The organism is Desulfobacter latus, from assembly GCF_013389365.1.
GTDB classification, from domain to species: domain Bacteria; phylum Desulfobacterota; class Desulfobacteria; order Desulfobacterales; family Desulfobacteraceae; genus Desulfobacter; species Desulfobacter latus.
The window spans coordinates 78925-103773 of record NZ_JACADJ010000007.1 but is presented as its reverse complement, the minus strand read 5'-3'; the positions used below and the strand labels follow the sequence as shown (position 1 = coordinate 103773).

At 49.1% G+C, this 24849-nt stretch carries 20 protein-coding genes; 10 read left to right on the top strand and 10 right to left on the bottom strand.

The genetic code is table 11. From position 1 onward, the window contains the following. The 6 genes from HXW94_RS03850 to HXW94_RS03825 form a co-directional block, all read right to left on the bottom strand. Positions 1 to 323 (bottom strand): hypothetical protein (locus HXW94_RS03850; protein WP_178365570.1); only part of this gene is annotated, 323 nt, incomplete at its 3' end. A 167-nt stretch (positions 324 to 490) separates the two neighbouring features. Beyond that, positions 491 to 1810: a TRAP transporter large permease gene (locus HXW94_RS03845; protein WP_178365569.1), complete on the bottom strand. Its 1320-nt coding sequence runs from the start codon at positions 1808 to 1810 to the stop codon at positions 491 to 493. Then, positions 1807 to 2301: a TRAP transporter small permease gene (locus tag HXW94_RS03840; protein ID WP_178365568.1), complete on the bottom strand. Its 495-nt coding sequence runs from the start codon at positions 2299 to 2301 to the stop codon at positions 1807 to 1809. The genes HXW94_RS03845 and HXW94_RS03840 overlap by 4 nt, the downstream gene beginning before the upstream one ends. Positions 2302 to 2430: 129 nt before the next feature. After that, entirely contained in the window at positions 2431 to 3420 is a 990-nt protein-coding gene (locus HXW94_RS03835; RefSeq protein ID WP_178365567.1) for a TRAP transporter substrate-binding protein, read from the bottom strand. 530 nt (positions 3421 to 3950) lie between these two features. After that, complete coding sequence (locus HXW94_RS03830; RefSeq protein WP_178365566.1) at positions 3951 to 4259, bottom strand: hypothetical protein; 309 nt, start codon at positions 4257 to 4259, stop codon at positions 3951 to 3953. 17 nt (positions 4260 to 4276) lie between these two features. Continuing rightward, positions 4277 to 4945 carry a haloacid dehalogenase type II gene (locus HXW94_RS03825; protein WP_178365565.1) on the bottom strand — a complete coding sequence of 223 codons (669 nt, stop codon included), beginning with the start codon at positions 4943 to 4945 and terminating at the stop codon, positions 4277 to 4279. Positions 4946 to 5673: 728 nt separating this feature from the next. Between HXW94_RS03825 and HXW94_RS03820 the strand changes: the two genes are divergently transcribed. The 9 genes from HXW94_RS03820 to hrpB all read left to right on the top strand — a co-directional run bounded on the left by HXW94_RS03820 (position 5674) and on the right by hrpB (position 18968). Next, positions 5674 to 5994 carry a MerR family transcriptional regulator gene (locus tag HXW94_RS03820; protein WP_178365564.1) on the top strand — a complete coding sequence of 107 codons (321 nt, stop codon included), beginning with the start codon at positions 5674 to 5676 and terminating at the stop codon, positions 5992 to 5994. A gap of 273 nt (positions 5995 to 6267) precedes the next feature. Then, positions 6268 to 6465, top strand: a complete 198-nt coding sequence (locus HXW94_RS03815) for a helix-turn-helix domain-containing protein (protein WP_246293720.1) — start codon at positions 6268 to 6270, stop codon at positions 6463 to 6465. 5 nt (positions 6466 to 6470) lie between these two features. Further along, positions 6471 to 8129 (top strand): class I SAM-dependent DNA methyltransferase, encoded by a 1659-nt coding sequence (locus HXW94_RS03810; protein ID WP_178365563.1) that lies wholly within the window; start codon positions 6471 to 6473, stop codon positions 8127 to 8129. After that, on the top strand, positions 8119 to 9435 hold the full coding sequence (locus tag HXW94_RS19175) for a restriction endonuclease subunit S (RefSeq protein WP_218576552.1): 1317 nt from the start codon (positions 8119 to 8121) through the stop codon (positions 9433 to 9435). Before HXW94_RS03810 ends, HXW94_RS19175 begins: the two co-directional genes overlap by 11 nt. A 72-nt stretch (positions 9436 to 9507) precedes the next feature. Then, positions 9508 to 10695, top strand: a complete 1188-nt coding sequence (locus HXW94_RS03800) for an FRG domain-containing protein (protein ID WP_218576551.1) — start codon at positions 9508 to 9510, stop codon at positions 10693 to 10695. After that, on the top strand, positions 10692 to 12311 hold the full coding sequence (locus tag HXW94_RS03795; protein WP_178365562.1) for an ATP-binding protein: 1620 nt from the start codon (positions 10692 to 10694) through the stop codon (positions 12309 to 12311). Before HXW94_RS03800 ends, HXW94_RS03795 begins: the two co-directional genes overlap by 4 nt. A 156-nt stretch (positions 12312 to 12467) precedes the next feature. After that, positions 12468 to 15611, top strand: a complete 3144-nt coding sequence (locus tag HXW94_RS03790; protein ID WP_178365561.1) for a type I restriction endonuclease subunit R — start codon at positions 12468 to 12470, stop codon at positions 15609 to 15611. A 258-nt stretch (positions 15612 to 15869) separates the two neighbouring features. After that, complete coding sequence (locus tag HXW94_RS03785) at positions 15870 to 16265, top strand: tautomerase (protein WP_178365560.1); 396 nt, start codon at positions 15870 to 15872, stop codon at positions 16263 to 16265. A gap of 3 nt (positions 16266 to 16268) precedes the next feature. Beyond that, positions 16269 to 18968, top strand: coding sequence for an ATP-dependent helicase HrpB (gene hrpB, locus HXW94_RS03780; RefSeq protein WP_246293719.1), 2700 nt, complete (start codon positions 16269 to 16271; stop codon positions 18966 to 18968). Here hrpB and sbtM read toward each other — a convergent pair. After that, positions 18904 to 20553 (bottom strand): thio(seleno)oxazole modification radical SAM maturase SbtM, encoded by a 1650-nt coding sequence (sbtM, locus tag HXW94_RS03775; RefSeq protein ID WP_178365559.1) that lies wholly within the window; start codon positions 20551 to 20553, stop codon positions 18904 to 18906. The two genes, hrpB and sbtM, sit on opposite strands and share 65 nt — an antisense overlap. Positions 20554 to 20747: 194 nt before the next feature. Continuing rightward, positions 20748 to 20852: an SbtA family thio(seleno)oxazole RiPP natural product precursor gene (sbtA, locus tag HXW94_RS03770; protein ID WP_178365558.1), complete on the bottom strand. Its 105-nt coding sequence runs from the start codon at positions 20850 to 20852 to the stop codon at positions 20748 to 20750. Positions 20853 to 21103: 251 nt separating this feature from the next. On the opposite strand from sbtA, the gene HXW94_RS03765 reads away from it, so the two are divergent. Further along, on the top strand, positions 21104 to 21844 hold the full coding sequence (locus tag HXW94_RS03765; RefSeq protein ID WP_178365557.1) for a metallophosphoesterase family protein: 741 nt from the start codon (positions 21104 to 21106) through the stop codon (positions 21842 to 21844). A 106-nt stretch (positions 21845 to 21950) separates the two neighbouring features. Here HXW94_RS03765 and HXW94_RS03760 read toward each other — a convergent pair whose 3' ends face one another. Together HXW94_RS03760 and ilvC are read right to left on the bottom strand one after the other, a co-directional pair. Further along, positions 21951 to 23339 (bottom strand): protein kinase domain-containing protein, encoded by a 1389-nt coding sequence (locus HXW94_RS03760; RefSeq protein ID WP_178365556.1) that lies wholly within the window; start codon positions 23337 to 23339, stop codon positions 21951 to 21953. 14 nt (positions 23340 to 23353) lie between these two features. Further along, positions 23354 to 24826: a ketol-acid reductoisomerase gene (gene ilvC / locus HXW94_RS03755; protein ID WP_178365555.1), complete on the bottom strand. Its 1473-nt coding sequence runs from the start codon at positions 24824 to 24826 to the stop codon at positions 23354 to 23356. Between the last annotated feature and the right edge of the window lie 23 nt (positions 24827 to 24849).

The window sequence follows — 24849 nt, the reverse complement described above, 5'->3', positions numbered from 1 at the left end:
ATACTGCATTTACCTTCCAACCTTAAAGATAAAATATATGACAAAACTTTTTTTTCATCAACCGAATTGATTTTTGAAGGGGCTTTATTAAAAATAATGGAGAGTACTGATTTCAAGCTGTTAATTGCATCATAAATAAATGTACGAGATACATTAAATTGTCTGGAAAGATTTGTAATCAAACCATATTGCGAATTTTGCATGGCTAAAAAACCGCTAACGGCAATATGGCCTCGGATAGCTTCAGTTATTTCTTTACGGCGTAAAAATTTCTTTCCTGTAAAAACAAATTCTGGTAAATTATTTATATCTGTGAGCAGCATATTTCCTCCTGTGTCTTTGTTTTTTTGTTCAATTCTAAAGTACACTAAAGGAACGTGCTGTTCACAGTATTTTTTTTAAAAAATAATTTTCAGCATCTCAAAAACACATTTTGATTTTACGAAGTGTCAAACGGAAAATGAAGGATGCCCATTTTTTTAACAACTTTTCAGGCGTACATCAAATGGGGAAGAAACAAAATAATGGCGGGAAAGGCAATAAGAATGATAACCCCGATAATCAGGGCAATCAGAAACGGGGTAATGCCCTTGAATATTTTTTCCAGGGCCACGTTATGGGACAGCACGTTTTTGGCCACCCCATACACAACATAGACATTGATGCCCACAGGCGGTGTGATAACCCCCATCTCCGTGACCATGACAATGATAATGCCAAACCATATGGGGTCATACCCCAGCTCCATGACCACCGGAAAAAATATGGGAACCGTGAGCGTAACAAAGGCCAGGGCATCCATAAAACAGCCGCCTATAAAATAGATAAAAATAATCACGGCAATGACCAGGGCCGGCGCCATACTTAGCCCGCTCACCCAGGATGCAATCTCAAAGGGAATCCGGGTAACGGCCAGGAATTTGCCGAAGATAACGGCCCCTGTGATCAGCATTAAAACCATGCAGGAGGTGGTCAATGTTTCCATTAAGGATTTTACGAACCCCTTCCAGGTGAGTTGACGTTTGATCACCGCAATGAGCAGTACACCAAAAGCGCCTACGGAAGCAGCTTCCGTGGGGGTAAACAGTCCGTAGAAAATGCCGCCCACCACCAGGGCAAAAATCATCAGGGTTTCGCTAAGGCCCAAAAGCGCTTTAAGCCGCTCTGTCCAGGAGAATGTTTCCCCGGCAGGCCCGGCGTTTCTGTCCATAAGACAGGTAAAAAAAACAGCGCTGATAAAAAGCATGGTAACAAGGAGCGCCGGAAATATACCGGCCACAAAAAGCTGGCCAATGGACTGCTCCGTTAAAATGCCGTAGATGATCAGCACCACGGACGGGGGCATGATCATGCCGATGCCGCCGCCCGAGGCCACAGAGCCCGTGGCCAGGGCATCATCATAGTTGAACCGTTTCATCTCGGGCAATCCCACTGTTGCCATGGTGGCGGCCGTGGCCGGACTTGAGCCGCATACGGCCCCGAATGCCGTGCAGGCGGTTACCGTTGCCATGGCAAGCCCCCCGCGCACGCTGCCCAGAAATTTATAACCCGCGGAATAGAGCCGCTTGGATATACCGGAGTTGAATCCAAGCTGCCCCATGAGAATAAACAGCGGGATAGTGGTCAGATCATAGGAGGCAAAGGTTTCATAGATATTCCTGGATAACAGCACAAGCCCGGCATCCGGGCTTGTCATGATTGAAAATCCCAAAAACCCCACCAGGGCCATAACAAACGCAACCGGCATCTGGGTCATGAACATGATAATCATGGCGGCAATGCCGACGATTCCTGCAACAACGGGGCTCATGTGGGTGTACCTTTTCTTAACTGGTTGACGGTGTCAACAATCTGCTGAAGGATGGTGCCTGAAAAAAAAGCAAGGCTCACGGCCAGGACAAGGACAATATAATGCAGCGGGAATTCCAGGTTCATGGAAACTTCGCCGGCCTGCCGCATGTCTTTGGCATAAACAAACATCTGCCAGGCAACCACTGAAAAAAGAATCAACGTCAAGGTCCGGGTAAACAGGTCCAGGAGCAGGCGCATCCTGCGGGGCAAAAACCGGGTGACGATCTCCACCCCCACATGTCCACCAACTTTATAGGTATGCGGCAGGGCTGCCGCAGCAACCGCAACGGCCAGAAATCCCACAATCTCCACAGATCCGAAAATGGGGTGTTTGAAAAAACGACCTGCCACATCAACCACGGTAATGAGCATCATCAGCGTCAATGCAAGGGCGCCGGCAGATTTGAGCAGGTTGGAAACAAGGTTTAAAAAACGGTCCAGCAACTTCATACAACGGCCTGTTATTATTGTAAGCGTATTAACAAAAAATTAGGAAGAATCCGCCAGGTAGACGGATTCTTCCATAAATAATTTCTACCGTGCCCATGGGCGCAGTTTATTTAAATTCAGATCCAGATATTACATGTTGGATTTAATAAAATCCACAACCGCCTTTCCATCTACACCCTTTTTAGAAACTTTTTTAATGTAGTTGTCAAGAACCGGCCGCGCAGCTTCACGCCATTTTTCAGCTTCTTCTTCTGACTGGGGAATGACAACCCCGCCTTTTTCCTTGAAAAACGCCATGCCGGCTTTGTCGGATTCGTCCCAGGCCTCTCCGTGTTTCACTGCCCACGCCAGACTGATTTCCGTAATGGCATTCTGCTGTTCCGGGGTAAGCCTGTTCCACTTATTTTTGTTCATAAAGACACCAAAGGTGGTGGTATAAGCGGTGGAAAAATTCTGAATCATGTAATGGACCACTTCGCCCAGTTTCCAGCCTTTGTTGGATTCCATGGGATGGCAGGAGCCGTCCACCACGCCTTTTTGCAGCATCTGGTAGCATTCCCGCATGCTTTTACCCACCGGCGACGCACCCAGGGCATCCATGACCAGGCCGCTGGTGCCTGTGCTCCTGATCTTAAGGCCCTTTAAGTCTTCGAGGGTGTTTATTTCCTTATCCCGGGTGTGGATCAGGCCCGGACCATGGGCATGGAAGAACAGGATATGGGTCTCCTTGAATTCTTCAGGTTTGAACTTTTCGTACATGGCATTGGCCACGGCCGTGGCCTGGACCCCGGAGGTGTACCCCATGGGCAGGTCAATGGCCTCTGCCACCGGAAACCGGCCCCGGGAATATCCCAAAGCGGTCATACCGATATCGGCAATCCCCTGGACGACCCCGTCGTAGGTCTGGGGGGCTTTGGTCAGGGTAGAGGCCGGGAAATACTGAATAACCACTTCCCCATGGGTTCTTTTTTCAACTTCCTTGCACCAGCTTTCAGCAAGTTGGCTTTGGATGTGTGTGGGCGGAAAGAAATTGGCGTATCGAAGAGTGGTTTTGGCTGAAGCATGGGATGCCCAGGACAGGCACAGTAAAAGCACGACGAACACAGACCATTTTTTCATGTTACCTCACAATTTAAAAGTGATTATTAATGTAACTATCAATAAGCTAAAGATATCGGCCTATACTATCCGAGCAACCCGGGAGTCAAGTAAAAAACCGCCCGAACGGCGGGCGTATCGCCCAAAGTTGGTTGCATCGTCAACCATCTCCTCTTTGAAAAAGCACAACAACAGACGTGCTTTAGGCTTGATTCTGTTGCCGGCCGTTTTTCGTAGGGGCAATTCCTCTGTGGTTGCCCTCGTTAGGGCAGGCAAGGTGGCCTTCACCTAACAGCGGCCGAGGTTAGAACCAATCCCTGTGCATTTATGAATGTTAAAAATCCAGCTTAATCGAAGCGGTTTTTTAACTTGAGATCTGATGGATAAATCCCTGGAAAAACGAATACATTTTTTTTAGCCAAAGCCATTATTCATTGCATCGTCAACAATAAGAAATCCATTATCGGCAAGCTATAAAATAAATAAAATATCTGATGGTCAGGCAAGGGTCGGACAATTTCAATTCTGAAATAATTCATTATGGCGTTGAATTATTTTTCACGAATAAGCGTTTGTGTCCGGCCAACATTCAAAACAAGGCCCTGGGGGGTCTCTTTTAGAAACGATGTCATCCGGGCCAGGGCTTTCTGGGTAAATTTAATCAAATGGGCGTCAGTTTCCATGTTTATGGTCTGGCATAAAAAATATCCCTGGTCGTCTTTTTGAATGGATTGATTGAAATAGTTTATAATTTTAGGATGTTCCAGTTTTCCGTGTTCATTGTGCCAGGCACCGTCTTTGTCCATCCGGAAAACAGCCTGCTCTTTGGGGATGATATTCTGTTTTATTGTCCGGGCCATGGGTTATCCTCCAAAAATTATTTGATTTTGATAATTTCCCGGACCAATTCCACTAAATCGGTTTTGTATAAATCCGCCGGGAAATAATAGGGATTGAATATTTCTTTTTTGCGTTCAATGCAGGCGGTCTTAAGTCCGGCTTTTTTCGCCCCGAACAGATCCCAGTCATGGCTGGCAACCATAACCACATTTTCAGTGGGAATATTTTCTTCCCGGGCTGCATACTGATAGATTTCCTTAAAGGGCTTATATTTTTGAACGGCGTCTACCGAGTAATAGGCGTGGAACAGGTCAATGATGCCTGCATTGGTAAGCTGCTCTTTTATCATTTCCCGTGAAGAATTTGAGACCGCAACCGTCCTGATGTTATTCTGATTCAGCAGCTTAAGTGCATCTGCAACATCTGAATAAGGGGGCATTTTCCTGAATGAGGTCAGGATTTCAGTTTTTGTTTCACTTGTCAGTATTTTGCCGTTTTCATAAAATAAACTCTCCAGCACAACACCGGCCAGTTCTCCAAAATTCTTATATTCATCCATCACACCCGTTACCGTGGATGTATGAAGTAGCTTGACGAACCAGTACTTCAGTGCATAGCTGTCTTCAAAATGTTTGTCAAAGTGCTCTTTGAGTACACTCAAATTGAGCAGCGTCTCATTCATGTCAAAAAAAACAGCCTTTATCATTATCTATTCCTCCGTTATTTGTTTTTTCAGATCCTGTTCCTTTCTTCTTACTCATTCTTACCCGTCGAGTATGAATGATGAGAAATTCCTGCTTCATAGAGTGTGCCCGAACAAACTGCTTAGGTCTCATTTCCTCTCCACAGGCTTAAAATTCCGTAGAACCTACGGTATTTACTACTTACTACTTTTTTGTGATGCACAACACAAAGCTTGGTTTTCGCGGTTGTTTTATGCACATAGCCCAAAAGATTTTACATGCTTCAGGTCTGTAAAGCATAACCCTATATCTTTTCAAAGAACTTAAGGAATTATAGCAGAGAGAATGATATTGTGAAAGTGAAAAATTAGTTGCTCAAAATGAAAAATAACAATCAAGTTTTAAAAAGAAAATGACTATAGTTGACCGCTCCCATCACTATTTACCCGGAAGAGACTTCAGTTTTAATTCCATATCCCACAATACACAATCCCCAAAAAAAATTGAGTAATAATTACTGCATGTTAAAAAAATCAAACAAAGTCGTTAATTTTCTTTTTATCGAATCGGATTTTCGGATTCAGAATACAAACAAAAAATAAAACCCCAATTGCCCTGACGGTCAAATCATGTACATACCAAAAGATAAACGGAAAACACAGAACGGATTGTTGGCAGCCACACAGGTGAGTGCGGGAATAGTGGCCGTGGTCATGCTATTAACGATTTAATATAGGGAGGTGATCATTTCATGACGTATGGTGTTGCAGAAACAGCCCGAATATTTGGAGTCGATATCCAGCAGCTTAAAACATGGGCATACCAATTCCGCGACAACCTTTCAGCTTCAACAGATCCCCAAAAGGGAATGCCACGTATTTTTACTGAGGAGGATGTGCTGACACTACTTTATGTAAATCATTTTTGGGAAGACGAACCAGATGTCGGAGCTATTGTTGCCGGACTTAATTCAGGCTGTCATTTTGAAGCCATCTATGTTCATACGCTTTGGAACCATACCGGTTTCGCCTCTAATAAAAGAATGGATCATGACCCTGCACCAGATGGATGAAACAGGGTGGCATTTCCGATACGAGCCTGAGACCGAAGGATTGATGGATGGTCAATGGCTTGATTGGTCACATTTTCGATATGCCATGGACACTCTTTTTAACACGCTTGATTCCGCATGGTTGAACATGCAGGAATCCTGTTAATTTTTCATACTGATTTAAACAAATTCTTATCATTAAATTTGCTGTAAGCATCAGCAAGGAAGAGTCTTGACCATTTCGTCTATTAACTGCTAAAAACGGATAATATCATTCACTCTAATGCAGGACGTATGATGACAGAAAATCAGGACAATGTGCTCACTATAGAAGAGTTGGCGGTCTATCTGAAAATCTCCAAGTCCTCCTTGTATAAACTGGCCCAGAAAGGCGAGGTTCCCGGCCAGAAGGTGGGCAAGCACTGGCGGTTCAGGCGGGATATTATCGACCAGTGGCTGGCGGACAGTCAAACTCCAAGTAAAAGGAAATAAAATCCATGCCGGATAAGGAACAAAGATTTCTCGATGCCCTGGATAAGAAGTTATGGAATGCGGCGGACAAGCTGCGCTCCACTCTTGATGCTGCCCAGTATAAACATGCGGTGCTGGGGTTGTTGTTTGTTAAATATGTGTCGGACGCCTTTGATATTCGGCGACAGGAGTTGATTGAGCAGTTCAAGGATTCGGAGCATGACTATTTTCTTGATCCCGGGGATTATGACTCCGAGGACGAATACCAGGCCGAGATTGCTGACGAGTTGGAGATTCGGGATTATTACACTGAAAAGAACGTCTTCTGGGTGCCGCAGCTGGCCCGCTGGCAGACCCTGCGCGACAATGCCACCCTTGCACCGGGCACCGAGATCGAGATCAAGAACGGCAAGACCCGCACCTACACCTTCCGCAGCGTGGGGCGGCTCATCGACGATGCCCTGGAGGCCATTGAAAAGGACAACCCCAAATTAAAAGGGGTGCTGAATAAATCATACGGACGCTTGCAGATCGACCAGTCCAAGCTCATCGAGCTGATCAACCTGCTTTCCGAAATTCCTTTTGCCCACGAAACCCTGCAGTCTAAGGACATCCTCGGCCATGTCTATGAATATTTCCTTGGGCAGTTCGCCTTGGCCGAAGGAAAGAAGGGGGGCCAGTTCTACACCCCGAAGTCCATTGTTTCGCTGATTGTTGAAATGCTGCAGCCCTTCGCCGGAAGAGTCTATGATCCGGCCATGGGATCAGGCGGTTTTTTTGTGCAGAGTGAACGGTTTATCAAGGCGCATGGCGGCAAGCTCGGTAATGTCTCCATCTACGGCCAGGAGTACAACCACACCACCTGGCAGCTAGCAGCCATGAACATGGCGATCCGGGGTCTGGACTTCAACTTCGGCAAGGAGCCGGCCAATACCTTTACCAATGACCAGCACCCTGACCTGCGGGCCGACACCATCATGGCCAACCCGCCTTTTAATATGAAAGAGTGGGACACCGGCGTCAGCGATGATGATCCGCGCTGGCAATACGGCAGGCCGCCGACGGGCAACGCCAATTTTGCCTGGCTCCAGCACATGCTTTATCATCTGGCACCCAATGGTTCCATGGGGTTGCTTTTGGCCAACGGCTCCATGAGTTCCAACACCAACACCGAGGGACAGATCAGAAAGGCCCTGATTGAAAACGATCTTGTGGAGTGCATGGTGGCTTTGCCCGGCCAGCTCTTCACCAATACCCAGATTCCGGCCTGTATCTGGTTTCTGACCCGCAACAAAAAAGAACGTAACGGCTTCCGGGACCGCTCCGGGAAAGTATTGTTTATTGATGCCCGCAACCTTGGCTATATGAAGGATCGGGTGTTGCGGGATTTCAAAAAGGAGGACATTGACAAAATTGCCGAAACCTTCCATGCCTGGCGGAAGGGTGAGGGATACGAAGACGAGGCCGGATTCTGCATGTCTGCCACTCTGGATGAAATCACCAAGCATGGCCATGTGCTAACTCCAGGCCGTTATGTGGGGGCTGCGGAAGAGGAGGACGACGGCGAACCTTTTACCGAGAAAATGGCTCGTTTGACAATTCAGCTTTCAGAACAGTTTGAGGAGAGTGGCCAGTTGGAAGAGCAGATTAAACAAAATCTGGCGGGGTTAGGTTATGAGTGCTGATTGGTCTTTTATCCCTCTAACAGAGCTTTATGAAATCAGATCTGGACTATCTAAATCCTCAAAAGACTTTGGTTCTGGTTATCCTTTTCTCTCTTTCAAAGATGTATTTTATAATTTTTTTGTCCCAGAAACTTTGACAGGGCTTGTGCAGACAAATGAGCGGGAAAGAGAGTCTTGCTCGATACAAAGAGGAGATGTCTTCCTTACACGGACCAGCGAAACGATTAATGAACTGGGAATGAGTTGCGTTGCCTTGAAAGATTATGAGCATGCTACGTTTAATGGATTTGCAAAACGTTTAAGGCCAAAAAGTGAGGTTGAATTACTACCAGAATATGTCGGATATTATTTGAGAAGTCCATCCTTTAGAAAATCAATGATGGCTTTTTCTACCCTAATGTCTACACGTGCCAGCTTAAACAACGAAATTATAGGCCGGTTAAAGCTACTTGTTCCACCTCGAAAGGAGCAAGAAAAAATTGCTCATGTTCTTAAAACTCTCGACGATAAAATTCAACTAAACAGCCAGATAAATCGGACCTTGGAGGAGATGGTTCAGGCCATTTTTAAATCCTGGTTTGTGGATTTCGGGCCGGTCAAGGCCAAAATCGAGGCCAAAGCCAACTGTCAGGACCCGGAACGCGCCGCCATGTGCGCCATCAGCTGCAAAACCGACGATGAGCTTGACCAGCTATCTCCAAATCAGCGAGAACAACTTGCTGCAACTGCTGCTCTCTTCCCCGATGAACTCTCCGAATCTGAGTTGGGTTTGATCCCGTGGGGGTGGGAGGTCAGAAAAATTGAAGACATTATAAAACGATTTCCAGTTGGCAAAAAATACTCTAAAAAAACTGCGTCAGAGCAAGGAGATGTCCCTATACTGGACCAAGGGAAGTCAGGCATTATTGGATACCATAATGATAAACCTGGGGTAACAGCCTCCCCTGATGAGCCAATCATAGTATTTGCGAACCATACCTGTTACATGCGTCTGATAATGCATAATTTTTCAGCAATTCAAAACGTGCTTCCGCTCAAAGGAATTGATTTCGACATTTATTGGGTTTATGGCGCAACATACGGCAAACAGGAATTCATTGAGTATAAAGGCCACTGGCCCGATTTTGTTATAAAAAAGGTTGTCGTACCGAATAATCAACTTAATAGCAAATATGGAGAGTATATTGGCACATTCTACAAGGCTATTTTTCAGAACGATCTTCAATCGTTAAGTTTGACAGAGTTAAGAGACACCCTTCTTCCTAAACTCCTTTCCGGCGAAATAGATCTGAGCCAGGTGCCCTAGTGGTGAATCATGAATAATAAATATTGGGAAAGCATACCAGTCTGGAAAGGAGATGGAAAATGTTTCGAGATTATGGCTGACCGTCTTAGCGGGCGTATTCCTGCAACCAGACTTGAACGCTGGCAGGATTTTTCCGAATTGCTGGAAAGTGACCTCTTCAACACCAACGGTGTTCAGTTTACTTTTCGTGGGCATCGGCGCTATGACTGGAGTCTGCTCCCCACCCTTGGCCGCTTGACGGAAAATGGCATTGTCAGTGCCGAATTGGCAGAAAAACAACTTGATCTTTTCAGAAGGGCGGTGCGCGGCAGATTGAAAGACACCTCTCTACTTGTTGAGTCTGAGCAGGAGGATGAACTCTGGTCCGTCGGCCAGCATCATGGTCTGATGACGCCATTGCTGGATTGGACCTATTCCCCCTATGTTGCCCTGTTTTTTGCCTTTGCCAAAGAGGATCAACAGGGAGAAGAAGATAATCCCTATCGTGCTGTATACGTCCTTAACAAATCCTTTGTGGCCGATGATGACCAGTGCCCGGACATTCGGCTGCTTGAACCCCGCAAAGATGATCATGGCCGCCTGGTGAACCAGGCCGGACTTTTTACTTTTTCCCCCACCGACGCGACCATTGAAAACAAACTTATCGAAACCATCTCTGACTTTGATGAATTCAAAGAGGCGGCGGAAGAGTCAGAAGCGGATGTGTTGGCCCGCTATATATGCAAAATTTACATCAGGAACGAAGACCGGGAAGGTTGCCTACGGAGTCTGAGACGCATGAATGTGCATCATGCAAGTCTCTTTCCTGATCTCATTGGGGCATCTGACTATTGCAATCTTCTAATGGAGGAGGCGCATCGGCAACAGGCCATTGAAGAAGGAGCAATAGAGAAAGAGGTTTCGGATACAGTTAAATTAGGTGACGAGGTAACCGCAGAAATTATTCCAGCAGAAGTCCCCGAAGACTTGAATGAAGTGGAAAGATTAACAGCTCTTTTGAATGGACCTGAGAAAAGCTCCCAGGTCGAACCCGGCCGTATACAACTCATTGCAAAACAGCTCAGCAAGGAATTTGAAAAACACAAGGTTGTGGATTGGGAAAGCCGGGATGCTATCCAGGCTAAGCTCCGTAATATTGCGCGGGTTATTTTGCGGAAATATAGCTATCCGGTTGCTTTACGAGATCCAGTGACTGAGAAAATATTAGCCGCTTTGTCGGAAGCCCAAAAAGATGAAAGCGAAGGAGTGCAAGAAGAGTGAGTGTCACCATAACCCAATTCGAAAAATGGCTGGACATCCCATCCGAGGACGAACACCTGGAATTCAAGGAAGCTAAAAATCGATTTGATTTTGAGAAACTGGTTGGCTATTGCGTTGCCCTTGCCAATGAGGGGGGCGGCCATATGGTGTTTGGGGTGACAGACAAGCCGCCCCGGCAGGTTGTAGGGACTGCTGCCTTTGAGAATCTGGAACGGACCAAGGCCGGTCTGCTGGAACGACTGCGCCTGCGAATTTTTGTCGAAGAAATTCTGCACTCCCAGGGACGGGTGCTGGTATTCGAGATCCCTTCGCGCCCCATCGGCATGCCTGTCCAGTATAAGGGGACCTACTGGATGCGTGGCGGGGAAGACCTGGTGCCCATGACTCCAGATATGCTCAAACGAATTTTTGACGAGTCCGGCCCGGACTTCTCGGCTGAGATATGCCCCAAAGCAACGCTTGCTGACCTTGCCCCCGAAGCAATTGAGAGGTTCCGCGCCGTGTGGGCGAGACGTTCAGGAAACGAATCCCTGCGGGAACTGCCGGCAGAACAGCTTCTTGAGGATGCGGAATTTGTTGTTGATCGCAGTATTACCATCGCTGCCTTGATCCTCCTGGGAACCACTAGGGCGCTTTCCAGGCATCTGGCCCAGGCGGAAATCATTTATGAGTACCGGTCCAATGAGGCCTCCATCCCCTACCAGCAGCGCAAGGAGTTCCGGGAAGGTTTTTTTCTGATTCATGACAAGCTATGGGAAACCATAAACCTCAGAAATGATCTGTTCCACTACCAGGATGGTCTCTTCCGGCAGGAAATCCCCACCTTTAACGAAGCCGTGGTGCGGGAGGCCATTCTGAACGCCATAAGCCACCGGGACTATCGGCTCGGCGGATCGGTGTTTATCCGCCAATATCCGACCCGGCTTGAAATTGTCAGTCCCGGCGGGTTTCCAGCCGGAATTACGGTGGACAATATTCTGTGGCGGCAATTTCCTCGCAACAGGCGGATCGCGGAAATTTTTGCCAAATGCGGCCTGGTTGAACGATCCGGCCAGGGAGCCAACCGGATGTTCGAGGAGTGCATAAAGGAAAGCAAGCCCATGCCGGACTTCAATGATACCGATGACTATCAAGTATCATTGACCCTGCACGGCGAAGTGCAGGACCCGCTCTTTCTTCATTTTCTGGAAAAAGTTGGTAAAGAGGTCTTAGCTTCGTTTACAACCAGGGATTTTTTGCTGCTCGATTTTATCCACAGGGAAGAATCTCTGCCTCCGGACTATTCAGATAGGATTCATCGCTTGTTGGACCTGGGTGTTATTGTCCGGGCAGGAAAAGGGAAATATATCCTGTCAAAGCGATTTTATGCCATGGCCGGGAAAAAGGGCGTCTATACCCGAAAGAAGGGACTGGACCGTGATACCAACAAGGCGTTGCTGTTGAAGCATATCATGGGCAACAAAAAGACAGGCACCCGACTTGATGAATTACTGCAGGTGCTCCCGGCTTTGAGCTATAACCAGGTGCAGACTTTGATGCGGGAATTAAAAAACGAAGGCGCTGCGCACGTGGTTGGGAAAACCAGAGGGGCTTTATGGTATCCCGGAGGCGAATGATTTTTTTTATGTTCAAAAATTTTTTGCAAACATAATTTACACGTAATTAAACATAATTTGGCGGCAAAAAAATCTTTGATATCAAAATGTTAACTATTATGTGGAATTGCGTTTTTTTTAAGCGTTAAAAATATCAGAAGATTTTATGGGGTATAAATGATCACCGAAGACCAGCTCGAAAAAATTTGCCTGGGGTGGTTTCGCGAAAGCTGCTATGAAACCGCATTTGGCCCGGACATCGCCCATGACGGAGAGATGCCGGAGCGGGTGGACTACCAGCAGGTGGTGCTAACAGATCGTCTGCTTGCGGCCATGCAGACGATCAATCCCCATGTTCCCACGCACGTTCTTGAAGAGGCTGTTCTTACCGTTATCAAGCCGGAATCGCCGGTCCTTATCCATAACAACCGCATCTTCCACAGGCTGCTGCTGGAAGGCGTGCCGGTGGCGTACAGTGATGGCGACGACACCAGGCATGACCACGCCCAGCTCATCGATTTCAACAATTTCCGCAACAATCAGTTCCTGGTGGTCAACCAGTTTACCATCCAGGGCACCAGGATGAATCGCAGGCCGGATGTGGTGGTGTTTGTCAACGGCCTGCCCATGGCGGTGATTGAGTTGAAAAACCCGAGCAACGAGCAGACCGATGTTTGGGATGCTTTCAATCAGCTGCAGACCTACAAGGAAGAAATTTCAGACCTGTTTGTTTTTAACGAGGCCCTGGTGGTGAGCGACGGCTGGACGGCCCGGATCGGTTCTCTGACCGCCAACAAGGAGCGGTTCATGCCCTGGCGCACTCTGAAACATGAAGATGACAAACCGCTCCTGGAATATGAGCTGGAAAAGATGGTCAAGGGTTTTTTCGATCCGGAACTGCTGCTGGACTATATCCGTTATTTTATCATCTTTGAACAGGAAGGCGATACCGTTATTAAAAAGATCGCCGGATACCACCAGTTCCACGCGGTGCGGGAGGCGGTGCGGGTAACGGTGATCGCATCAAAGCAGCCGGAAGACGGTCAGATTGCCGAGAATAGAGCCGGTTATGGGCAGGAAGTGGTGCCGGGATCGCGTAAGGCCGGTGTGGTCTGGCATACGCAGGGCTCCGGAAAAAGTATCTCCATGTGCTGTTATGCAGGCAAACTCCTGCAACAGCCGGAGATGAACAACCCGACCATCGTGGTGGTGACAGACCGGAATGATCTGGACGGCCAGCTTTTCAATACCTTTACAAATGCACGGGAACTGCTGCGGCAGACCCCGGTGCAGGCAGGCAGCCGGGATGATTTGCGGGAGATGCTGGCAGCTCGGCAGGCGGGCGGCATCATCTTTACCACAGTGCAGAAGTTCTCTTTGCTAAACGGTGAAGAGACCCACCCGGTGTTGAGCATCCGCAGCAACATCGTGGTGATCAGCGATGAGGCCCACCGTAGCCAGTATGGCCTGACGGCCCGGCTTGACACCAGGACCGGCAAATATATTTACGGTTTTGCCAAGCACATGCGGGATGCCATCCCCAATGCTTCGTTCATCGGTTTTACAGGTACACCGATCTCCATGGAAGACAAGGACACCCGCGCAGTGTTCGGGGATTATATTTCCATCTACGACATCCAGGACGCGGTGGACGACGGGGCCACGGTTCCGATATATTACGAATCCCGGCTGGCCAGACTCGACATCAACCGTGACGCCATTGAAGAGCTGAACGAGGAGGTGGAAGAGGTCATTGAGGATGAGGAAGACATTGCCGCACGAGAACGGACCAAGGGTAAATGGGCAGCACTGGAAAAACTGGTGGGGGCTGAACCGCGGCTGAAAGAGGTGGCCGAGGATCTGGTGACTCATTTTAAGGCCCGGATCGAGGTGACCCCCGGCAAGGCGTTAATCGTCTGCATGAGCCGGGAAATCTGCGTGCATCTTTATAATGCCGTTACCGCCCTGCAGCCGGTCTGGCATGATCCAGACCCTGAGAAAGGCGCAATTAAAATTATCATGACCGGGTCTGCCTCGGACCGTGAATTGTTGCGACCGCATGTGTACAGCCAGAAGATCAAAAAGCGGCTGGAGAAACGGTTCAAAGATGCGGACGACCCTCTGCAGTTGGTGATTGTCCGGGATATGTGGCTGACCGGCTTTGACGCCCCATGCTGCCATACCATGTATGTTGACAAGCCCATGCGGGGCCATAATCTGATGCAGGCCATTGCACGGGTGAATCGGGTATTTAAAGACAAACCGGGCGGTCTGGTGGTGGATTATATCGGTATCGGAAATGAGCTGAAACAGGCATTGAAGGATTACACCGATTCCAAGGGCAGGGGCACGCCGACTCTATTGGCCGAAGAGGCTTATGCTCTGCTGCTTGAAAAGCTGGAAGTCGTCCGGGCCATGTTCCATGGTTTTGATTACAGTGATTATAAGACCAATGCAGTCATGCTGCTCCCCATGGCTGCCAACCATATTTTGGGCCTTGATGACGGCAAGAAGCGTTTTCTTGATGCCATGGCCGCTATCACCAAAGCTTTTTCTTTGTGCAGTACCCTGGATGCGGCAGCATCACTAAGAAAGGAAATTGCCTTTTTTTCAGCGATCAAGGCGGCAATCATCAAACACACCACGGTTGATAAGAAACGAACCGAAGAGGAAAAGAATTCCGTTCTCAAGCAGATCCTTGATAATGCGGTGGTGGCTCACGGGGTGGCTGATATTTTTGCCCTGGCCGGATTGGACAAGCCCAATATCAGTCTCCTGTCCGACGAATTTCTGGAGGATGTACGACAGATGCCCGGCAGAAACCTGGCGGTTGAACTGCTTGAGAAACTGCTGCGTGACGCCATCAAAGCCCGCACCCGCAATAATGTGGTTCAGGAAATGAAATACGGTGAACGACTGCTGGAAACCCTGCGGAAATATCACAATCGGGCGATTGAAACCGCCCAGGTTATTGAAGAGTTGATCCGGATGGCCAAGGATTTCCAGAAGGCCATGAAACGGGATGAAGAGCTGGGGTTGTCTCCTGACGAAATTGCTTTCTACGATGCCCTGGCAAACAACGAAAGTGCGGTGCGGGAACTTGGCAATGAGATCCTCAAAAAGATTGCCCATGAACTGACTGAAAAGCTGCGCGCCGGCACAACAGTGGACTGGCAGGTGCGTGACAGCGTGCGGGCCAAAATGAGAAACATGATCCGGCGGCTGTTGAAGAAATACAAGTATCCCCCGGATAAAAGGGATGACGCTATTGAATTGGTGTTGAGACAGGCTGAAAAATTGTCGCATAACCGGACTTTTTAATCACACATAATCTGGGAGGCAAGCTGTGCCGGTGTTTTTTGGAAAAGAGCAACATGTGTTAATCCAGTTGGGAACCTGTAATGACTTACTGTGGACTACATCACAAATAAATGGAAAATGGAATCAAGACGACCACAGATGTCGTAAGAAGCATCATTGAAGCGGACCTGAACTCATAATTTTTTTTATTTACTTGGGTGCATATAATCTGCAAGAGATGTACCATTAAATCTCACTGATTCTTAAAAGGAGGTAAACATGCCACACTTACAATTTGAAATTAATCAACAGGTTGAAAACAGCATTAAAAATACGTTTGCTAATGAGATACGTGCCGCCTTTGCTGAAATAATGGATACCGGAACTGACCATATCGCCATATCAATCAGAGAATACAGTAAATACAATTTAACGATCGGTCGGGCCAATCCGGAAGATGAGATCTGTCTGATGAATCTTGATATCAGGGAAGGCCGTACCATAGCGCAACGAAGAGAACTGGCACTTCGATATATGAATATTGTTAAAAATAATTTCAATGTAGAGACTGAAAATCAATATATCACCTTCACCCAGCATCCGGGTGAAGATTTTCATCTGGTTGAAAAGTATCTGGCCGGCTGGGAGACTGGTGAAGACCCGTTAGCTGATTAAGGAATGAGTCCGAAAGAACCTGCTATGACCCGCCATGTGGAAAACGGCCTTTCAATGCTGCCACGCAAGGTAAAAGAGTTTCCCGGTATTTCAGATCTGCCCGTGGTGTCGGTGCTGGGGCAGATGGACAACGCCCTGGAAGAGAAACGTTATGCCCTGCTGGCAGCCCCGCCGGGGGCCGGAAAGACGACCCTTGTGCCCCTGGCTTTGATGGCTCGTCCCTGGTTGAAAAATAAAAAAATCATCATGCTGGAGCCCAGGCGGCTGGCGGCCCGGGCCTGTGCCGCCCATATGGCTGAACTTCTTGGGGAACCTGTGGGCCGGCGTATTGGATACCAGGTCCGCATGGAAACATGCATTGGCCCCAAAACCCGGGTACAGATTGTCACCGAAGGAATCCTTACCCGCCGGCTGCAGTCTGATCCGGGGCTGGAAGGGGTGGGGCTTGTTATTTTTGATGAATTCCATGAACGCCATATCCATGGGGATCTGGCCCTGGCCTTAAGCCTTGATGCGGCGGAAGGCTTTGCCGAAGACCTGCGCATTGCGGTCATGTCCGCCACCATGGACACCCGGGCATTGTCCGGTCTTTTGGGAAATGCCCCGGTGATTTCGTCCCAGGGCAAAACCTGGCCTGTGGAAACCATATATGTGGATCCGCACAATCAAAAGGGGGCTTCCGGTTCCAAGCCTGGATGGGCCGGTATTCTGCCCACCTGTCTGAATACCGTGGTCAAGGCCATGGCCTGCCATGACGGAGATATTCTGGTTTTTCTGCCCGGTGCCGCAGCCATCCGGCGTCTTGTCGGCAAATTAAATGAAAAATTTAAGCAGGATGCCGCTGTAAAAGTGATCCCTTTGTTCGGCAGCCTCTCTTTCAAGGATCAAAAAGCGGCCATTGAGCCGTCAGCACCAGGAAACAGGAAAATCGTTCTGGCCACCCCCATTGCCGAGACATCCCTGACGATCCAGGGTATCCGGGTGGTGGTGGATGCAGGCCTGGTCAACCAGCCTGAATTTTCACCGGGCCGGGGCATGACCCGGCTTGAAACCCGGCCTGTGTCCAAAGCGTCTGCAGACCAGCGCAGGGGCCGTGCCGGCCGCACCGCTCCAGGCATCTGCTACCGCCTGTGGCCCCAATATGTGCACCAGGGCCTTGTACCGTTCAACCGTCCTGAAATCCTCAACGCGGATCTGGCACACCTGGTCCTCGAGCTTGCCCTTTGGGGGGTGCGTGATCCATCCGAACTCAAGTGGCTGGACATCCCTTCGCCCCAGGCGGTTGCAGCGGCAAAAGACCTGCTTGTTTCCCTGGGCGCCCTGGACCATGGGGGCGCAATCACGGCCCATGGCCGGGAGATGCTGACGGCGGGTATCCATCCCCGGCTGGCCCATATGGTTCTGCGGGCCAAAAAGATGGGCCACGGCTTTTTAGGATGCTGCCTGTGTGCACTGGTTGAGGAAAAAGATATTGTTACCGCTGAATATGGCCACCGGGACCCCGATATCGTACTGCGCCTGGAGATGCTGGCCAAACTATCGCATGCCAGAACGCATAAAAGAGAGTTCCCCCATCGGGAGAGGGCCTTATCCATCCTGGCCCAATCCCGGCGGCTTGCCGGCCTGTTTAATATTCAAGGCCGGGGCATGGATATGAATGCGGCCGGAAGGCTTCTGGCCCAGGCCTTCCCGGACCGGGTGGCGGTAAGGCGCAGTGCCGGATCGTTGTCCTTTTTAACCGCCAAAGGCAGTGGTGTGTTTTTTGACACGAAGAATTCCTTGTCTGCCCGTGATTTTATTGTGGCTGTTGAGGTGGACGGCCAGGCAAAGAATGCGCGTATTTTTCTGGCCGCAGGACTGGACCGGGCAGATTTGGAAAATGACTTCCCAAGGGAACTGGCAACCCAGGACGTCGTGGACTGGGACCCGGGGACCGATTCTGTAAAGGCGGTCAGGCAAACCCTGTTCGGCCGGATTGTTGTCAGCCAAACGCCGTTGCCGGCACCGGACCCGGAAGCGGTGAAATCCGCCCTGATCAGGGGAATCAGGGAAACCGGTCTTCAGATACTTGACTGGCGGAAAAAAACCATGAATTTCAGGGACAGGGTGATTTTTCTGAAAGGTCTTGCCAAGGCCTTTCCGGATTTTGCCCGGTTGCCCGATGTGGGAGATAAGGCCCTGACAGAGACGCTGGCAGACTGGCTTGGTCCCTTTCTTTGCTGCGGGGTGACCTCTGCTGCCGGACTCAAGCGCGTGGACCTGGATGCTGCCGTAAAAGCGCTTTTTACCTGGGATCAGTTAAAAACAGTAGACCGGCATGCCCCCACCCATATCCGGGTACCGTCCGGATCAACCATTCCCATCCGGTACGCCGATAAAAACGGGCCTTTGGCATCTCCGGTGCTTGCGGTCAGAATCCAGGAAGTGTTCGGCATGGCTGCCACCCCTGTGATTGCCGCAGACCAGGTACCATTAACCCTTCACCTGCTATCCCCGGCATCCCGGCCGGTTCAGATCACAACCGACCTGGCTCATTTCTGGGCACATACCTACCAGGAGGTAAAAAAAGATCTCATGGGACGTTATCCCAAGCATTTCTGGCCCCGGAACCCACATACCGCTCAAGCTACGGCCAGGGTCAAACCCCCAGGGTCGCCCCGGAGGGGCGGTTCTCGTAAAAGCAGAACGGGTCACGGTCGGTGAAGACATTGAGTCCCATACCGTAGGCGACGGCCTGGCATCCCCGGCACACAGGGGAGAGGCGGCATCCCTTGCAGGCGGAACTGCCGTCCCTGTATTGTCTGGCCCTGGCAGATGTGTATATTTCATCCAGTGAATTTTCATTGATACTGCCGATATATGAGGGAAATTTTCGACAGGCATGGACTTCACCGTCCGGCAGGAGGGCGACAAAATTAAACGCCGCGCCGCAGCCGAATCCGGTACAACCGCCAAACAGATCCCGGCCTGTGTCCTCCTTTACGATGTTGATCAAGTTGTCTTTCATTCTGATAACCGGATTTGATGCGGCAGCCCGTACAAATTTTTGTAAGAACCGGCGGTAATCTTCGGGCTCCGGCAGGGTTAAGGCGGCACCCTCCCCGACCATGGCCAGCCGGTTAAAGGTAAAAGAATCGGTTTTTTCCCTCAAAATTTCAGCCAGGGGGAGCACCTGGTTCATATTGTCGCTGTTCAGGGTGAGCATGACCATGGAATAAACGTCCTGTTCCCGGAGAAGGTCCAGAAAATCAAGGGATCTTTTGAAATGGCCCTTACCCCGGATATAGTCGTTGTATGCTTCCAGGCCTTCCAGGCTGATTTGATAGTGGGTCAGGGGTTGGATCTCTTGAAGCCGTGTAATGGGTTCTTTTTGTGCGGGATTCCCAAGTATGGCAAGGGAGAATCCCCTTTGGGAGGCCTCGTAATAAAGTTTTTCAAAATCAGGATAGAGCAAGGGATTTCCACCAGTGAAGGTAATATGGCCTCTTACGTGTGCGGCAAGGGTGAAATCGAAGAAATCATCCAGTATCTCCATGGCCTTGGAAAAGGGGATCGAATGCCTGCTGCTCCTGTCGTAGCAATGCCTGCAATGAAGATCGCAGGCCTGGGTGATGTGCCATTGAAGGGTAAAACTGTCCGACACCATATAAGACTCAAACCCTGGGTTATCCGTTAATAGTTCAGGGTTCCGGCGGATAAGGGACTTAGGATTGATAAGAATGCCCTCATTGACGGCATGGTGGAAGACGGCCAGAATTTTGGCCCTTGACGTCTTGCCCCGGCGGGCAGCGGTGTCAAAATCAATTTCCTCGACCATTAGCTTTAAAGCCAGCAGGTCATCGTCGGTTGCATCCCGGCACATCAAGTGACAGGTTACAGGCTCCCGCCATATAAGGACATGGCCTTCTCCCGGCTCCGGCTTTTGCGGGGGCTTGTTACCATATCCGGCCATGGCATCGGGCAGGTGCTTCCATGACACGGGGACCAGCATCAGGTCGGGATTGACAAACACCGTTTCGCGCGGGGATAAATCGGATGGCTCTTTGTCGGAGAGTTTGAAAATTCCCTGCTCAATGCAGGCCAGATCGTAAATATAAGGCGCAATATCTTTGATTTGCGCCGTTGGATCAAGTTCGGAGGCATCCAGGAAGTGGATGAATGATTCCGGACTTGGTTTGCCCAATGCCGCAAGAATTCCGTCCCAGGTGATGTTGCCCAGAATCCTGCGGCAATTGGGGAAATGCTGTGTTAAAACGTCACAGGTTGAAAGATGGTTGTTAATTTTCACGGTTAACCGTCGCTTGGGTTCCTTGTTTTTACCGGCACTTCATGGGGCCGGTCGCCACGCGTAATGCATGCAGCCTGCATGCTTGATGTTTAGCCTCAGCCGCTTGTGCTTTTTTTCTCATCGGTGCCACCTGCACCGCTGTTATCATTACTTGAGTCACTCTGGGAACTACCTGTTCCCGAATTTTTGTCTCCTCAGCCACTTCCGTTCGTACAGCCGGACAGGGTGGCCGTAGACCCGGTGAGCAGCCCGGCAATGCATAAGCCGGCCAGCAGCTTTTTCAGTTCTTTACTGTCCATATCTTACCTCCGGAAAAGATGTGATACACATTTGCGGTTTTCTACCTGGGAAAAAAACCAACGCCCTTTGCCACAGCCAGAGCAGAGAGATTGTCGTTGGATAGATCGTGACTATAGATGCCGTGACATATTATAGATTTTATCAAATAGGGACCGTATTGCATAGATTTAATTTGGGCTCTTTTGTAATATTGTTAAAATTCATCCATCATGCTACATTTGGTTTTTGATTAAACAAACATGGAAACAATATGCGAATCGCCGTTATTTCAGACATTCATGGTAATATTGAGGCATTTAAAACAGTACTGAAAGATATGGCACTTCAGGCAGTCAATAAAATTATTTCCCTGGGGGATAATATCGGATACGGCGCTGATTCCGAGGCGGTTATCCAACAGATCATCGCAAGCAGGATACCATCGATTATCGGCAATCATGAACTGGCCTGTGTAAATAAAAAAGTGTATAAGTGGTATACTAGGGATGTAAAAAAATCTATAGATTACACCTTATCCAAATTGTCACCATCATCTATTGACTATATAAAAGGATTACCCGTCAATCTTTCTCGGTATCAGGCTTTTTTTGTCCATGGGTTCTGGCCGGATTCTGTTCGACATTATCTTCATCAAATCCCCGACGCTGAATTGCGCCATGCGTTTGGGCAGATAAAAGAATCCATCTGTTTTTTAGGGCATACCCACAGATTAACCCTTATTTTCCCTGAAGATGGCGAGATTCAGGTTCAACCATTGAATCCGGGGTTGACTCAGCTTGAAAAAAATAAAAAATATATGGTGAATGCCGGCAGTGTCGGCCAGCCCCGTGGCGGCGACCCCAGAGCCAAATATGTGATCTGGGATACGGAAAGATATTGTCTGGACATCCGGTATATAGACTATGACAATCAAACAGCCGCCCGAAAAATAGTGGCCGCAGGCCTGCCGTTTAAATATGCCCAGGCGGTAGATCCGGACATAAAAAAATAAGCCTCCCTCTTTTCTTTATTTTACACGCGATCATGAACTTAGCGCCCTTTGGGCGGGCTGTTAGGTGCTGGGTGCTGGGTACTGGGAAATGGAAATTCCTATACTCTCAAGTTACAGAACAGACCGCTTTGACAAAATTATAATCAAAAAGATCGCTGCAGGTCACAAATCCCATTTGAGCATCCACGGTCCAGACAGATTTTTTTGAACGGGTATCACTGCTCCAGAGCCACTTTTGATCGGGTGAGAATACAGGCTCCATGCAGAAATCGTCATCATGCATCGGGTTTACCAGGGAAAGTATTTCGTTAATGGTGGGCATGCGCCAGTTTCGATATCCGCCGAATCCGGATTCGGACAGCATCCGGATATAGCGTTGGGCCTGATCCCACATCATGGGATAGCGGGAACCGGATTGCTGCCAGACCAGGTTAGTGGCATGGTCTATCACCGTGGTATCATTTATTTTCTGAAACGCATTTTCAACAAAGACCGCCGGCTGGTGCAGATCATCCAGGTTGAAAACCGCCCTGGCATCTTTTGCAAGTATTCTGGACGATTCGGATCTGATGGGGAGCGTGGGTTTGATCTGCGTGGGTTTATTCTGGGAAGCCGTCTTTTTTTCCTGAACAATATCATCCGGCGCAACACATTCCCTTTGCCTGGCATTCTTATATTGCACCCAAAACGCCTTTAATCCTGCTGACATTGTGTCCGCTGTCTGAAACCGGTCATCCGGATGCGGGGCAATCGCCTTGAGAATGAACCGGTCACAGTTGCGATCCAATTGTGCATTTAATTCACTGGGCAGGGCTGGAATTTTATCGGGCAGATGACCTGTTAGCATCCGGTAAAGGATCACCCCGGCAGAATACAGATCTGCTCTTTGATCCACGGTTTCAGGAGAATCAATCTGTTCCGGAGCACTATAAAACGGTGTGCCGATGGTCAGTTTTTCTGCACCAAGAAATTGTTTGTCACCCCTTCGTCTGGAAAGACCAAAATCAACAATCTTCACCGTTCCTGTATCTGCAATCATAATATTAAAGGGTTTTATATCCCGGTGAATGATATCCGCCTCGTGCAGACGGCAAAGCCCTTCAATAATCTGGGCCAGGTAATGGCAGGCTTTCTCAACAGACACCGTTCTGGAGGGCCTGTCCGCCCAATAGGATTCGCCAATGAGTTGTCCCAGATTCCGGCAGTAATAGTCCATCAGGTAAAACAATTCCGCTGCTGTCTCTTCAAGACTCCAGATGCTCATCACATTGGGGTGCCGGATATTTGCAATCACCGCTGCCTCATGAATAAACTGCGCTCTGAGGCTTGTTAAACCAACCTTTTTAATCAACGACCGGCTGGGGGTGAACAATTTTAAAGCTGCCGTTTTTTCAAGCACCGGGATGGTGACGCGATAAACCCGGCCCATGGAGCCACTGCCGAGAAATGCGTTAATCTGATATTTGCCGATATATTTGCTGTTTTTACTGGTCATGATTCGATATGAGGTTAACGCAGGGCTTTCATGGCCCCCATATATCCACGCAGTTTTTTGCCCACGATTTCCACAGGATGGTTCCGGATGGCATCATTAACCTGGATCAGGCGAATGTTGTCCACACTGTTGTCTTCAAGGGCCAGGCCTTTGCCGATCACATCGGTATCAAGGCCTGCCATGAAATCTTTAAGCAGGGGGACTGCAGTATGGGCAAACAGATAACAGCCGTATTCCGCAGTATCTGAAATCACCACGTTCATTTCATACAGTTTTTTCCTGGCAATGAGGTTGGAGATCAGGGGCACCTCATGCAGGGATTCATAATAAGCGGACTCCGCAATAATGCCGGCGGAGACCATGGTATCAAAGGCCAACTCCACGCCTGCCTTGATCATGGCCACCATGAGAATGCCGTTGTCAAAATATTCCTGCTCCGGGATGTCTGCGTCCTGGGACGTCGATTTTTCAAACGCCGTATCCTGGGTCTGGTCCCGCCATTTGAGCAGATTGGCGTCATCATTGGCCCAGTCTTCCATCATGGTCTTTGAAAAATAACCTGTCATGATGTCGTCCATGTGCTTGTTGTACAACGGTGTCCAGAGTTCTTTAAGCTGCTCGCTTAATTCAAAGGCCTTGATCTTAGCCGGATTGGACAGCCTGTCCATCATGTTGGTGACACCACCGTGTTTCAGGGCTTCGGTGACGGTCTCCCAGCCATACTGAACCAGTTTGGATGCGTATCCTTCATCCATGCCGCCTTCAATCATCTTGTCATAGCACAGCAGCGCGCCGGTCTGCAGCACCCCGCATAAAATGGTCTGTTCGCCCATGAGATCCGATTTCACTTCAGCCACAAATGAGGATTGCAACACACCGGCCTTGTGACCGCCGGTACCGGCTGCATAGGCTTTGGCAAGTTCAAAGCCCTCTCCTCTGGGATCGTTTTCCCGGTGCACGGCAATCAGGGTAGGCACGCCAAAGCCTCTTTTGTACTCTTCTCTTACTTCGGTGCCCGGGGATTTGGGTGCCACCATGATAACGGTGAGGTCTTCTCTGATCTGCATGCCCTCTTCCACAATATTGAACCCATGGGAATAGGAAAGGCAGGCATTTTTTTTGATCAGCGGCATAATGGATTCAATGACATTGGTGTGCTGTTTGTCCGGGGTCAGGTTGATGACCAGATCGGCTGTGGGCAGCATCTGTTCATAGGAACCTACGGCAAAGCCGTTCTCCGTGGCATTTTTCCAGGATTGCCGCTTCCCGGAAATAGCGGCTTCCCTTAACGTATAGGATACATCCAGGCCGCTGTCCCTTAAATTCAGGCCCTGGTGCAGGCCCTGGGACCCGCATCCCACAATCACAATTTTTTTTCCCTTGAGTGCCTCAACCCCGTTAAATTCTGAAGGGTCCATGAACCGGCACTGGGACAGTTCTTCAAGTTGCAGCCGTAATGGCAACGTATTAAAATAATTGGTACCCATATCGTATCTCCTTTGTGTGTGAA

What these genes read in the sequence shown, in the direction of transcription:
- HXW94_RS03845 (WP_178365569.1), bottom strand. Translation starts at nt 1,810, where the DNA reads ATGAGCCCCGTTGTTGCAGGAATCGTCGGCATTGCCGCCATGATTATC.
- HXW94_RS03840 (WP_178365568.1), bottom strand. Translation starts at nt 2,301, where the DNA reads ATGAAGTTGCTGGACCGTTTTTTAAACCTTGTTTCCAACCTGCTCAAA.
- HXW94_RS03835 (WP_178365567.1), bottom strand. Translation starts at nt 3,420, where the DNA reads ATGAAAAAATGGTCTGTGTTCGTCGTGCTTTTACTGTGCCTGTCCTGG.
- HXW94_RS03830 (WP_178365566.1), bottom strand. Translation starts at nt 4,259, where the DNA reads ATGGCCCGGACAATAAAACAGAATATCATCCCCAAAGAGCAGGCTGTT.
- HXW94_RS03825 (WP_178365565.1), bottom strand. Translation starts at nt 4,945, where the DNA reads ATGATAAAGGCTGTTTTTTTTGACATGAATGAGACGCTGCTCAATTTG.
- HXW94_RS03820 (WP_178365564.1), top strand. Translation starts at nt 5,674, where the DNA reads ATGACGTATGGTGTTGCAGAAACAGCCCGAATATTTGGAGTCGATATC.
- HXW94_RS03815 (WP_246293720.1), top strand. Translation starts at nt 6,268, where the DNA reads ATGATGACAGAAAATCAGGACAATGTGCTCACTATAGAAGAGTTGGCG.
- HXW94_RS03810 (WP_178365563.1), top strand. Translation starts at nt 6,471, where the DNA reads ATGCCGGATAAGGAACAAAGATTTCTCGATGCCCTGGATAAGAAGTTA.
- HXW94_RS19175 (WP_218576552.1), top strand. Translation starts at nt 8,119, where the DNA reads ATGAGTGCTGATTGGTCTTTTATCCCTCTAACAGAGCTTTATGAAATC.
- HXW94_RS03800 (WP_218576551.1), top strand. Translation starts at nt 9,508, where the DNA reads ATGGCTGACCGTCTTAGCGGGCGTATTCCTGCAACCAGACTTGAACGC.
- HXW94_RS03790 (WP_178365561.1), top strand. Translation starts at nt 12,468, where the DNA reads ATGATCACCGAAGACCAGCTCGAAAAAATTTGCCTGGGGTGGTTTCGC.
- HXW94_RS03785 (WP_178365560.1), top strand. Translation starts at nt 15,870, where the DNA reads ATGCCACACTTACAATTTGAAATTAATCAACAGGTTGAAAACAGCATT.
- hrpB (WP_246293719.1), top strand. Translation starts at nt 16,269, where the DNA reads ATGAGTCCGAAAGAACCTGCTATGACCCGCCATGTGGAAAACGGCCTT.
- sbtA (WP_178365558.1), bottom strand. Translation starts at nt 20,852, where the DNA reads ATGGACAGTAAAGAACTGAAAAAGCTGCTGGCCGGCTTATGCATTGCC.
- HXW94_RS03765 (WP_178365557.1), top strand. Translation starts at nt 21,104, where the DNA reads ATGCGAATCGCCGTTATTTCAGACATTCATGGTAATATTGAGGCATTT.
- HXW94_RS03760 (WP_178365556.1), bottom strand. Translation starts at nt 23,339, where the DNA reads ATGACCAGTAAAAACAGCAAATATATCGGCAAATATCAGATTAACGCA.
- ilvC (WP_178365555.1), bottom strand. Translation starts at nt 24,826, where the DNA reads ATGGGTACCAATTATTTTAATACGTTGCCATTACGGCTGCAACTTGAA.